At 76.0% G+C, this 11,639-nt stretch carries 12 protein-coding genes; 5 read left to right on the top strand and 7 right to left on the bottom strand.

Going from position 1 to position 11,639, the window contains the following annotated elements; translation table 11 throughout:
• Positions 1–309: 309 nt before the first annotated feature.
• The 6 genes from ABQ292_RS24455 to glgA all read right to left on the bottom strand — a co-directional run bounded on the left by ABQ292_RS24455 (position 310) and on the right by glgA (position 7,419).
• Entirely contained in the window at positions 310–1,812 is a 1,503-nt protein-coding gene (locus ABQ292_RS24455) for a phytoene desaturase family protein (protein ID WP_369210313.1), read from the bottom strand.
• A gap of 98 nt (positions 1,813–1,910) precedes the next feature.
• Positions 1,911–3,050, bottom strand: coding sequence for a spore photoproduct lyase family protein (locus ABQ292_RS24450; RefSeq protein ID WP_369210312.1), 1,140 nt, complete (start codon positions 3,048–3,050; stop codon positions 1,911–1,913).
• Between the two features lie 71 nt (positions 3,051–3,121).
• Entirely contained in the window at positions 3,122–3,856 is a 735-nt protein-coding gene (locus tag ABQ292_RS24445; RefSeq protein WP_369210311.1) for a GAF domain-containing protein, read from the bottom strand.
• A 48-nt stretch (positions 3,857–3,904) separates the two neighbouring features.
• Positions 3,905–4,996 carry a hypothetical protein gene (locus ABQ292_RS24440; protein WP_369210310.1) on the bottom strand — a complete coding sequence of 364 codons (1,092 nt, stop codon included), beginning with the start codon at positions 4,994–4,996 and terminating at the stop codon, positions 3,905–3,907.
• Complete coding sequence (locus ABQ292_RS24435; RefSeq protein ID WP_369210309.1) at positions 4,993–6,198, bottom strand: PP2C family protein-serine/threonine phosphatase; 1,206 nt, start codon at positions 6,196–6,198, stop codon at positions 4,993–4,995. The genes ABQ292_RS24440 and ABQ292_RS24435 overlap by 4 nt, the downstream gene beginning before the upstream one ends.
• A gap of 48 nt (positions 6,199–6,246) precedes the next feature.
• Positions 6,247–7,419: a glycogen synthase gene (gene glgA, locus ABQ292_RS24430; RefSeq protein WP_369210308.1), complete on the bottom strand. Its 1,173-nt coding sequence runs from the start codon at positions 7,417–7,419 to the stop codon at positions 6,247–6,249.
• 72 nt (positions 7,420–7,491) lie between these two features.
• Here glgA and glgC point away from each other — a divergent pair, with 72 nt between their 5' ends.
• Both glgC and ABQ292_RS24420 read left to right on the top strand, forming a co-directional pair.
• Positions 7,492–8,712, top strand: coding sequence for a glucose-1-phosphate adenylyltransferase (gene glgC, locus ABQ292_RS24425; protein WP_369210307.1), 1,221 nt, complete (start codon positions 7,492–7,494; stop codon positions 8,710–8,712).
• Positions 8,709–9,209, top strand: coding sequence for a 2'-5' RNA ligase family protein (locus ABQ292_RS24420; protein WP_369210306.1), 501 nt, complete (start codon positions 8,709–8,711; stop codon positions 9,207–9,209). The genes glgC and ABQ292_RS24420 overlap by 4 nt, the downstream gene beginning before the upstream one ends.
• A 121-nt stretch (positions 9,210–9,330) precedes the next feature.
• On the opposite strand, the gene ABQ292_RS24415 is transcribed toward ABQ292_RS24420, so the two are convergent.
• The gene (locus ABQ292_RS24415) at positions 9,331–9,987 is read right to left on the bottom strand and encodes an O-methyltransferase (RefSeq protein ID WP_369210305.1); all 657 of its coding nucleotides are present in this window, start codon (positions 9,985–9,987) and stop codon (positions 9,331–9,333) included.
• Between the two features lie 182 nt (positions 9,988–10,169).
• Between ABQ292_RS24415 and sigE the strand changes: the two genes are divergently transcribed.
• The 3 genes from sigE to ABQ292_RS24400 form a co-directional block, all read left to right on the top strand.
• Complete coding sequence (gene sigE / locus ABQ292_RS24410; RefSeq protein WP_369210304.1) at positions 10,170–10,784, top strand: RNA polymerase sigma factor SigE; 615 nt, start codon at positions 10,170–10,172, stop codon at positions 10,782–10,784.
• Entirely contained in the window at positions 10,781–11,365 is a 585-nt protein-coding gene (locus tag ABQ292_RS24405; protein ID WP_369210303.1) for an anti-sigma factor family protein, read from the top strand. Before sigE ends, ABQ292_RS24405 begins: the two co-directional genes overlap by 4 nt.
• Positions 11,366–11,414: 49 nt before the next feature.
• The coding region (locus ABQ292_RS24400) for a hypothetical protein (protein ID WP_369210302.1) at positions 11,415–11,639 on the top strand (225 nt) is incomplete at its 3' end.

Below are 11,639 nucleotides of genomic sequence, written 5' to 3'. Positions count from 1 at the left end.
CGTCCTGCACGTCACCACACCCTGCGGCGTCACCCGCACCACCCGACCCCCCGGCCTGCGACCACCGGCACCCGACCCGCCACCACCGGCCGCCGACCCACCGCCACCGCCGGACGACGAGCCACCACCGTTCTGACACCGGACGACTACGCGAGGTCGACGACGCGTGATCGATGACGCTGCCCTGCACGAGGGGGACACGACAGGCGTGTCGTTCAGCCGAGCTGTCGCCGCGCCGACCGGACCACCGGCCGTCCGCACGTCGTCCGAGGGTCGCGGTCACCGGACGACCCCGATGCCCGCGGCCGCTCAGGCCGGGCCGACCAGCCCGGCGACGATCTCGGCCGACAGGGCGACCAGCGGCAGCCCGCCGCCGGGGTGCGAGGACCCGCCGACCAGGTAGAGCCCCCGCACCGGGGCGACGTTGCCCGGCCGGAGGAAGGCAGCGCGGGCGCCGTTGCTGGAGGTGCCGTAGATGGAGCCGCCGACACTGCCGGTCTCCCGGGCGAGGTCGGCCGGGCTGCGGGCCACGCACCAGCGCACCCGGTCGCGGACGTCGAGCCCGCGCGCGGCCATGACCTCCAGGACCCGGGTGGCGTAGCGGTCGACCAGACCCGGCGCGTCCCAGTCGACGCCGCCGTCGGGGTCCTGCCGCGCTGCGTTGACCAGGACGAACCACGACTCGCTGTCGCCGTCGGGTCGGGTGGCGGGGTCGTCGGGCGCACTGACGTAGACGGTCGGGTCGGGCACCGGGCACGGCACGCCGCGGTGCCGGCCGGTGCCGAAGACGGCGTCGAACTCGGCGTCGTAGTCGTCGGGGAAGAGCACGGTGTGGTGGGCCAGGCCCGGCGTCCGCCCGCGCAGCGCGAGCAGCAGCACGAACCCGGACAGCGACGGCGTCGCCCGGGTCAGCCCGCGTCGCACCGCCCGCGTGCGGCGGTCGGGGGGCAGCAGGCCGGCGTACAGCGCGGTCGCGTCGGCACCCGAGACGACGACGTCGGCGGTCATCTCCCCGCCGTCGGCCAGCTCCACGCCCGACACCCGCCCGCCGTCGCGCAGCACCCGGCGCACCGGGGTGCCGGTGCGGATCTCCGCGCCCCGGTCGCGGGCCCGCTCGGCCACCGCCTCCGCCAGCCGGTGCAGCCCGCCGCGCACGTACCAGGAACCGAAGGCCTGCTCGACGTAGGGCACGGTGGCCAGCACCGCCGGGGCGCGCCGCGGGTCGGAGCCGGAGTAGGTGGCGTAGCGGTCGAGCAGCACCCGCAGCCGGGGGTCGCGCAGGTAGCGCCCACCCAGGCCGCGCAGCGTCTGCCAGGGCGCCACGGTGCCGACGTCGACCGGGTCGCGGGCCAGCCGGGCCAGCGTGGCCGCCCCGCGCAGCGGCGAGCGGAGGAAGGGCTGCTCGGTGATCGCCCACATCGCCTCGGCGCGGTCGAGCAGCTCCCGCCACTGCTCGCCGGCACCGTCACCCAGCACGCCGTCCAGCGCGGCGGGCACCTGCTCGATCCGCCCGGGCACGGCCAGCCGGGTGCCGTCGGCGAACCGGTAGTCGACGGCGGGGTCCAGGCGCTCGAGGTCGACGGCGTCCTCCAGCGGACCGCCGGTGGCGTCGAACAGGTCGCGGTACACCTGCGGCATCGTGACCAGGCTCGGGCCGGTGTCGAAGGCGTGGCCGTCGCGGGCGTACCAGCCGAGCTTGCCCCCGACGTCGCCGGACTGCTCGAGGACGGTGACCCGGTGCCCGAGGGTGGCCAGCCGCGCGGCGGCGGCCAGGCCGCCGAGCCCCGCGCCGACGACCACCACTCTCGACACCGGCCAACCGTAGTCCTGCTGGTCAGGGACACCACCGGCTCGGCCCCGCGGCAGGGTCCCGCCGCGAGCTCGCGAGCGGCGGGGGGCAGCGGGGTCCTTCAGAACGCGTAGCGGACGCGCAGCCAGGGGGCGTGGTGGGCGATGAGCTCCTGCAGCCGCTCGACGCCGGCCCGCTTCACGTCGTTGCGGTAGCGCACGTTCCACTGGCCGTTCTGGCTGCGCTTGGGCTGCTGCAGGTCCGGCCGCCACAGCAGGTCCTCGGCCTTGGGGTGCCAGCCGAGGTTGACCTCGTGCAGGTCCCGGTTGTGGGTCAGCATGATCACCTCGGCGGCCGCCTGGGCCTTGGCCGCAGGGGACAGGGTGTCGTCGAGCCGGCGCAGCAGGTCGGCCCAGTCGGCCTCCCAGCCCTCGCGCAGCACGACCGGCGAGAGGTTGAGGTGCACCTCGTACCCGGCCTCGACGAAGTCGTCGACGGCGGCGACCCGCTCGGCGATGCGGCTGGTCCGCACGTCGATGACCTTCGAGTCGGCATCGGGCATCAGCGAGAACCGGATGCGGGTGCGGCCCTGCGGGTCGAGGTCGAGCAGCTCGCGGTTGACGTACTTGGTGGCGAAGGAGGCCTTGGCCGTGGGCAGCTCACGGAAGGTCGCGACGAGGTCGGCGACGTTGTCGCTGACCAGCGCGTCGACCGAGCAGTCGCTGTTCTCGCCGATGTCGTAGACCCAGCTGACCGGGTCGCACTGGTCGGGCTCGGTCTTGACGCCCTGGCGGGCGACGTGCCGGCGCAGGTAGCCGGTGATCTGCTCGATGTTGGTGAAGACGGTGATCGGGTTGGCGAAGCCCTTGCGCCGCGGCACGTAGCAGTAGGCGCAGGCCATCGCGCAGCCGTTGGCGGTCGAGGGCGCGATCCAGTTCGACGAGCGGCTGTTGGGCCGGGCCGACAGCGACTTCTTCACCCCGAGGACCAGCGTCTCGGTCTTCACCCGTACCCAGCGCTCGACGTTGCCCTCGTTGCCGTTGAGCTCGGGGATCTGCCAGTGCGAGGGCACCTCGACGATCTCGACGCCGGGGAACCGGGCGAGCACGTCGCGGCCACGGGCGGAGTCGAGGGCGGCCGGCTCGGCGAACACGGTGCGCACGTCGAGCAGGCGGGTGGGGGAGGGCACCGGGGCCGGCGCGGGAGGCGGCGGGGATCCGGGCACGGTGGGGACGGCGGACGGCGAGGGAGCGGCTGCCACGTCCTGTTCCAGCGTCCGCGACGACCGGCCGATTCCCGCTCTGACCTGCGGGGACGGTCACACGCGAGGCGTCAGGCGCGTCCGGGAGGGACGACGTCGTCGAGGTCCAGCCGGCCGGTCTCGAGGTCCTCGGCGACCTCCTCGACCGAGCGCCCTGCGGCGTAGGCCGCACCGCGCAGCAGGACCAGCGCGGTGGCCGCGTCCGTCTCGAGCGCCAGGCTCGCGCGACCGGCCGCGCGCAGCACCGCGGCGCGGCGGACCGCCTCCGGTCCGTGCAGCCAGTCGGGGCCGCGCTCGGCCGGCCAGTCCGACCACACGGCCGCCTCGGTCAGGGCGGCGGTCACCATCTCGCCCACCGCCACGGCGGCGAAGACGTCGAGGTCGAGGACCGCCGTCTCGTCGGTGAAGTAGAGGTCCAGCGCCCCGGCACCGGCGAGGTCCTCCCGCAGCGGGAGGGCGACCGCCGCGCGGAACGGCGTCTGCGCGGTGAGCAGGTCGGCGTAGGTCGTCCACCGGCGGCGCAGGTCGGCGAGGACGGCGAACACCGGCTGCCGGGTCTCCTGCGCCGCCGTGCAGGGGCCGGCGCCCACGGTGAACTGCAACCGTTCCGCGCAGGACGCGTCGGGGTTGCTCGCCCCCAGCGGGATCCGCCGTCCGGCCGCGTCGACCACCGACAACCCGGCGCCGTCCACCGCGAGCGTCCGGGCGGCGGCCCGCGCCAGCCGCACCGGCAGGAACTCGGCCTCGGTGGGCCCCTGCGCGGTCTCCTGGTCGAGCGCGGAGGCGAACCGGGTGGCGATGGTCATGCCTGGTCCATACCCGCGCCTAAGCCCCGCGGCCGCGGGCCGGCGGGTTCACGCCGCCTGGTCGGGCCGGTGCGTGTACGCCGCTCCCCGCACGGCCTCGTCGGACTCCAGGCCGGCCCCCAGCGCGCCGCCGACCGTGGCCAGCGAACTGGTCAGCCAGGCCAGCTCCAGGTAGTCGCCCAGCGTCGCGCGGTGCCCGAGCCCCTCGGTGAACAGCCCGGAGGGCACCAGCAGCAGCGCACCGGCCAGCGCCAGGGTGAACAGTGCCGCGTAGAGGGTCAGCACCCCGATGACCACGGTGGCGACCGTGGCGAGGTTGAACAGCGCCACCTGCTTGCGCACCCGCCGCGAGCGGGCCCGCTCCCACAGCTGCGCCCCGACGACGAGCGTCACGCAGATGGCCACCACCGACCCCAGGCCCACGACCGCGAGCCGCAGCCAGCCGAAGCGGTCGGCCAGCCGCCAGATGTCGGCGGTGACCAGCGCGAACACGCCGGCGGCGATCGCCGCGGTCAGCGCCCGCGACAGCTGGATGGTCAGCCGCCAGGGCCGGTTGGCGCGGACCATGCCGACCAGCAGCCGCAGGTTGCCCGAGAGCACCCGCGCGGTGAAGCGCACGCCGTCGGCGGTGTCGGCGGGGTCGCTGGCCAGCTCGCGCACCCGCCGGCGCAGCGCCTCGGGGTTCCCGTCGCCCTCGTCCTCGCCGAGCAGCGCGTGCACCAGCCCGAGCGAGGTCCGCAGCGCCCGCCGTCGGCGGCCCACCGCCCCGAGCGCCGGCAGCGACAGCACCGCGACGCCGTGCACCGGGCTGGCGTGGGCGACGACCGTGCGGCGGTCGACGCTCAGCGGCAGGTCGGTGACGCCGACGGCGAGGTCCCACTCCTCGGCCAGCAGCCGCGCGCGGGCCGCGGCGACGATCTCGGCGTCGTCGGCCGGCGGTTGCACCAGGCCGTCCTCGACCACCCGCACGTCCCACACGACGTCGGGGTGCCGCTCGCGCAGCGCGAGCGCCAGGTCGGCGGCGAGGTCGCCGGCCACCTCGGCCGCCGCGCCGGGAGCCGCGACCAGTCCGAGGACGACGTCGGGGGCGGCCGCGGAGGCGCCCGGCACGTCCTCCGGCTCCGCGGGGGCCTCGCTCACGGCTGCAACTGCTCCTCGCGGCCGGTCCGCCACTCGACCATGACGATGCTGGCGTCGTCCTGCAGCCGTCCGGCCTGGTGGTTCATCACGCTGCCCATGAGCCGGCGCATCGTCTCCGGCGGCGGGTCGCCGGCCAGCTCGGCGCGGACGACGAGGTCGGCCAGCCGCTCCTCGCCGAAGAACTCCCCACCGGGGGACCGGGCCTCGACCACCCCGTCGGTGTAGAGGAGCACGCGGTCGCCCGGCTGCAGCTGCACCTGACAGAGGTCCGGCTCGGCTGCCTGCAGCCCGAGGGGGCGACCCGGACGGCACGCGGGCGGGCGGACGAGCCCGCCGTCGCGGACCAGCAGCGGGTCGGGGTGCCCGCAGTTGACCCAGCGCAGCACGCCGGTGTCGAGGTCGAGGCGGGCGATGACGGCGGTGGCGAACCGGCTGCCGGTGAACTGGCCGGCGACGACGGTGTCGACCGCGGCCGCGATGCCGGGCAGGTCCAGGCCGTCGCGACGGGCGTGCCGGTAGCTGCCGACGGCGGCACCGGCGAGCAGGGCCGCGGGCAGGCCGTGCCCGACGGCGTCCATCACGAGGAGGTCGACCAGCGGTCCGTTGACGGCGTAGTCGAAGGTGTCGCCGCCGATGTCGTAGGCCGGCTCGAGCGCGCCGGTGACGACCAGGCGGTCGCTGGCGTAGGTGAGCGGGGGCAGCAGGTCCCACTGGATCTCGGCCGCGAGGGACAGCGCGCGGCGCCGGCGCAGCCGGGAGAAGAAGTCGCTGTAGGCGTCGCGGGTCACGACGATCTCGGCGACCAGCGAGGCGAGGGTCCGCGCGTCGTCCTCGAGCTCCGGCGGCAGCTCACCGGGGACGACGAGCTCCAGCACCCCCACCCGCTCGGCGCCGTCGAGGAGGGGTACCCACAGGGTGGCCGGCCCGTCGTGCGCGGGGGACAGCACCGGGTCGACCCGGCGGAACGCGCGGCCGGCCAGCGAGCCGTCGATGGTCAGCTCGTGGCGGCCGGGGACGCCGTCGCCCGGGACGGGCACCAGGACGTGCTGCGCGTAGTCGGCCAGGTAGACGACCGCCTCCCGGGCGCCCAGCCACCGCGCGTGCTGGGTGACGACGGCGGCCACCCCGGTCGCGGGGAGCTGGTGCGACGCGCGGAGCAGTGCCCGGATCGGGTCCTCGGAGGAGGGGGTCGAGGTGTCCACGACGGGACACCCTCCCACCCGGCCCGCGCCGTGGCACGGTCCGGCTGGTCAGTCCCGGGCGGCGAGCACCGCGGAGTAGACCTGCACGGTCTGCTGGGCGATCGCCGGCCAGCCGAACTCCGTGAGCACCCGCTCGCGGCCGGCGGCGCCCATGCGGGCGGCCCGGTCGGGGTCGGCGATCAGCTCGGCGATCCGTGCGGCGAGGCCGGCCTCGAAGGCGGCGACGTCGTCGGGGTCGTAGGGGACCAGCAGGCCGGTCTCGCCGTCGGCGACCACCTCGGGGATGCCGCCCACGGCGCTGGCGACGACCGCGGTGCCGCACGCGGCGGCCTCCAGGTTGACGATGCCGAGCGGCTCGTACACCGAGGGGACCACGAACACCGTCGCGCCGGTGATCAGCGGCACCAGCTGCTCGCGGGGCACCATCGCCTCGATCCAGACGACCCCGGAGCGGCGGGCCTGCAGCGCGGCGACGGCGTCGGCGACCTGCTCCCGTTCGGCCGGGGTGTCGGCGGCGCCGGCGCACAGCACCAGCCCCGCCTCGGCCGGCAGCTGCTCGGCCGCCTTCAGCAGGTGGACGACGCCCTTCTGCCGGGTGATCCGCCCGACGAACAGCGCATAGGGCCGGTCGGGGTCCACGCCGAGCGAGCGGACGACGTCGGGCGCGGGCGTGGGCCGGTAGGCCTCGGCGTCCACCCCGTTGCCGACGACGTGCACCCGGGCCGGGTCCAGGTCGGGGTAGGCGTCGAGGACGTCGGCGCGCATCCCGTTGCTCACCGCGACCACGCCGTCCGCGGCGAGGTAGGCGGTGCGCTCCACCCAGGACGAGAGCCGGTAGCCGCCACCCAGCTGATCGGCCTTCCACGGCCGCCGCGGCTCGAGCGAGTGCGCGGTCACCACGTGCGGCACCCCGTGCACCAGCGCGGCGAGCATGCCGGCGCCGTTGGCGTACCAGGTGTGGCTGTGCACCAGGTCGACACCGGACAGCGCCGCGGCGATCTCCACGTCGGTGCCCAGCGCCTGCAGCGCGCCGTTGGCGTCCGCCAGGCCGGGCGGCACCGCCCAGCCGACGGCGTCGGGGCGCGGGGCGCCGAAGCAGTGGACGTCGAGGTCGGGCCCGGCGGGCAGCGAGCGCATCGCCGCCACGAGGTGTTCGACGTGCACGCCGGCACCGCCGTAGACGTCCGGGGGCCACTCGCGGGTGACGATGCCGATGCGCACGCCGGTCACCCTAGGGCCACGACGGGGACGAGTCAGGTCACGCGGGACGCCGCCAGCGGCTACGTTCGCTCCATGCGTGGCGGTCCTCGGGTGCTCGGCATCGTCCTGGCTGGTGGAGAGGGCAAGCGACTGGCCCCCCTGACCCAGGACCGGGCCAAACCGGCGGTGCCCTTCGGCGGCAACTACCGGCTCATCGACTTCGTGCTGTCCAACCTGGTGAACGCCGAGATCCGGCAGATCGCCGTGCTGACGCAGTACAAGAGCCACAGCCTCGACCGGCACATCACCACGACGTGGCGGATGTCGAACCTGCTCGGCAACTACGTCACCCCGGTGCCGGCCCAGCAGCGGCTCGGCCCGCGCTGGTACACCGGCAGCGCCGACGCGATCCTGCAGAGCCTCAACCTCATCTACGACGCGCGGCCCGACATCGTCGTCGTCTTCGGCGCCGACCACGTGTACCGGATGGACCCGAGCCAGATGATCGACCAGCACCTGCAGACCGGGGCCGGCGTGACCATCGCGGGCCTGCGGGTGTCCCGGCGCGAGGCCACCGAGTTCGGCGTCATCGACGCCGACGCCGAGGGCCGGGTGCGCGGCTTCCTCGAGAAGCCGGCCGACCCGCCGGGGCTGCCGGACTCCCCGGAGGAGTCCTTCGCCTCCATGGGCAACTACGTGTTCACCACGGACGCGTTGCTGGAGGCCCTGCGCACCGACGCCGAGGACGCCGACTCGGCGCACGACATGGGCGGCTCGATCATGCCGATGCTGGCCGATGCGGCAGCGGCCTACGTCTACGACTTCTCGACCAACATCGTCCCCGGCGCCAGCGAGCGCGACCACGGCTACTGGCGCGACGTGGGGACCATCGACTCCTACTTCGACGCGCACATGGACCTGGTGTCGGTGACCCCGGTGTTCAACCTCTACAACGACCGCTGGCCGATCCTCACCCTGCCGCCGCAGCAGCCGCCGGCGAAGTTCGTGCTCGGCGGGCGGGCCGAGGAGTCGATGGTCAGCGCCGGCTCGATCATCGGCGGCGGGTCGGTGCACAACTCGGTGATCTCGCCGGGCGTGCGGGTGGACCGCGGCGCGCGCGTCGAGGACAGCGTGCTCATGGACGGCGTCGTCGTCGGCGAGGGCGCCTACGTCCGCCGCGCCATCCTCGACAAGAACGTCGTCGTCCCGCCGTGGGCACGCATCGGCGTGGACTCCAGCGCGGACCGGGAGCACTACCACGTCAGCGCCGGCGGGGTGGCGGTCCTCGGCAAGGGCGTCCGCGCGCACGTGTGAGCGAGCCACTCGTCGTCACCCTGCTCCTCGGCGACGAGGCGCAGGCGCGGTTCGACCGGCTGCGTGCCGAGCACTTCCCGGCCGAGCGCAACCACCTGGCCGCGCACGTGACGCTGTTCCACGCGCTGCCGGGGGCGGAGCGGCCGGCCGTCGACGCGGCACTGGCGCAGGCCGCGGCGCGGCCCGCGTTCGACGTCGCGGTGACCGGCCTGCAGCTGCTCGGCCGCGGCGTGGCCTACCGGCTGGCCGCACCGGAGCTCTCCGACGTGCACGCCCGCCTGGCCGCGGAGTTCGACCCGTGGCTCACCCGGCAGGACCGGCAGCGGCTGTCGGCGCACGTGACGGTGCAGAACAAGGTGGAGCCGGCGCAGGCCCGCGCGCTGCGCGACCGGCTCGAGGCCGGGTTCACCCCGCACGCGGTGCCGGCCAGGGGGCTCGGGCTGTGGCGCTACCTCGGCGGTCCGTGGGAGCCGCTGGCCGAGCACCCGTTCGGTTGACCTCGGCCTCCCTGCAGGGGCCCGCCGCGAGCGTCGGATGGCCCCGTCCGGAGGCTCACCCCGAGCGTGCGAGGGGTGAGGGGGACGGGGTCCTCCTCGGGGGGCAGTGAGGTCCTTCCTGTCAGGAGCGGCGGGTCGCCACCAGCAGCCCGGTGCCGATCGGCAGGACGGCGGAGGTGAGGTCCTCGTCCTCGCGGACGGCGCGGGCGAGGTCGCGCCAGGTGACCGTCTCGGGGTCGCGGGCCGCGCGGTCGCCGATCCGGTCGCCGGCCAGCAGGCCGTGGCAGGTGAGCGTCCCGCCGGCGCGGACGAGGCCCACCAGCGAGGCCAGGTGCGCGGCGTACTCGCCCGGCCGGCCCGCGCAGGCGACCAGGTCGTAGGCGCCGGGTGACAGCCGGGGCAGGACCTCGGCGGGCGTGCCGAAGATCAGCCGGGTCCGGCCCGGGGCGACACCGGCGTCGGCGAGGGCCTGCCGGGCGGCCCGCAACTGGGCCGCGTCGGTGTCGAGGACGGTGAGGACGCCGTCGGGCCGCATCCCGCGCAGCAGCCAGAGCCCGTGCACGCCGCCACCGCTGCCGATCGAGACGACCGCCCGGGCCCCGGCGCCCGCGGCGAGGACCGCCAGCGTGGCCCCGACCGCCGGCTCCACCGGCGGCGGGCCGCCCAGCGCGGTGGCCCGGGTGCGGGCGGCGACCAGGAGCGCGTCCTCGGCGGCGTAGCGGTCGGCCCACGCGGCGCCGCCGGTGCCGCCCGTACGCGGTCCCCCGGCGATCGTCACCGGGTGAGGTTACTGGCGGTGACCGTCCGGAGCCGGGAGCCGAGCCTGTGAGGAGCCTGTGAACGGGAACACCGGGCCGGCCACCGGCCGTTGGACCCGACGTGACACCCCAGCGTGCCGCCGTCTCCCCCGCCACTGCTCCGGGGGAGGTCGGAAGCGTGCGCGTCTGCGATCCTGGAGCCGTGTCCGAGGCCGCCACCCCCCAGCCCACCGACGACCAGCCGGCCGCGTCCGGCGCCGGAGAGGTGTGGGTGGCCCCGACCTGGGAGCAGGTCGTGCGCGACCACTCCGCCCGCGTCTACCGGCTGGCCTACCGCCTCTCCGGCAACGCCCAGGACGCCGAGGACCTCACCCAGGAGACCTTCGTCCGGGTGTTCCGCTCGCTGGCCGACTTCTCGCCGGGCACCTTCGAGGGCTGGCTGCACCGGATCACCACCAACCTGTTCCTCGACATGGTCCGCCGGCGCCAGCGGATCCGCTTCGACGCGCTGCCCGAGGACACCGAGCGCCTGCCGGGCACCGCGCCCAGCCCCGAGCAGGTCTACGCCGACACCCACCTCGACCCGCAGGTGCAGGCCGCCCTCGACGCGCTGTCGCCGGAGTTCCGCGTCGCCGTCGTCCTCTGCGACATCGAGGGCCTGACCTACGAGGAGATCGCGGCGACCCTCGGCATCAAGCTCGGCACCGTCCGCAGCCGCATCCACCGCGGCCGCGTGCAGCTGCGTGCCGCCCTCGCCCACCTGGCCCCGCGCGGGGCCGCGTCGGCGGGCACCACGGCACCGGGGGCCGGCGCATGAGCCTGCCGGAGAGCCACCTGGCCCAGGAGGCGATCGCCGCGCTGGTCGACGGCGAGCTGGCCAGCGGGCCGGCCACCCGCGCCGCCCGGCACCTGGCCGGCTGCCTCGAGTGCCGCATGGCCGTGCAGGCGCAGCGGGAGGCCAAGGACGCGCTGCACGCCGCGGCGGACGTCGCCGTCCCCGGTGACCTGCTCTCCCGGCTGTGCGCCATCCCCTTCACCGCCGACGTCCCCGGCGGCGGCGGGCTCGGCTCGCTGACCGCGGCCCCGGGACAGCTGACCGTCACCGACTCCTCCGGCCGCTGGACCGTCACGCTCGACGACCCGCCGCAGACGCCGTCCGCGCCGCACCAGGCCCGCTGGCTGCGCCGCGGCGTCGCCGGGACGCTGGCCGGCCTGGGCATCGGCGTCGCCGTCCTGGCCGTCAACCTGCCCGACGGCGGCACCGTGACCCCGCGTACGCCGCCCGCCTCGGTGGCCGGGCCGTCCTCACCCGACGAGCGCACCGAGGTCGTGCCCCCGGTGGTGCGGACGCTGACCCGCGGCGCGGGCACCGACGTCGCGCCGGGCGGGACGCCCTGACCAGCGAGCCGGGCCCTCTCCCGCCAGGTCCGTGGAGGACGCTGTACCCGTGACGTCACCCGACCCCCGGGAGCCCGGGACCACCGACGGCGAGCGCACCGCGGAGGCCGTCGTCCGCCCGCCGGTCGGCGCCACCCGCCTCGACGGTGCGGACGACGGTGCGGACGACCGGGCCGACGACCACCCGGCCGACGGCGACCGCGCGGTCTTCGCCCGTCCCGCGGGCGCCACCGGCTCGTTCGACCCACCCCGGCGCACCGGTCCCGCCGTCCCG

The sequence above is a fragment of the Geodermatophilus maliterrae genome (genome assembly GCF_041018925.1).
GTDB classification, from domain to species: Bacteria; Actinomycetota; Actinomycetes; order Mycobacteriales; family Geodermatophilaceae; genus Geodermatophilus; species Geodermatophilus maliterrae.
Note: the sequence above shows the minus strand (reverse complement) of the source record. Positions and strands in the feature narration are given on the sequence as shown.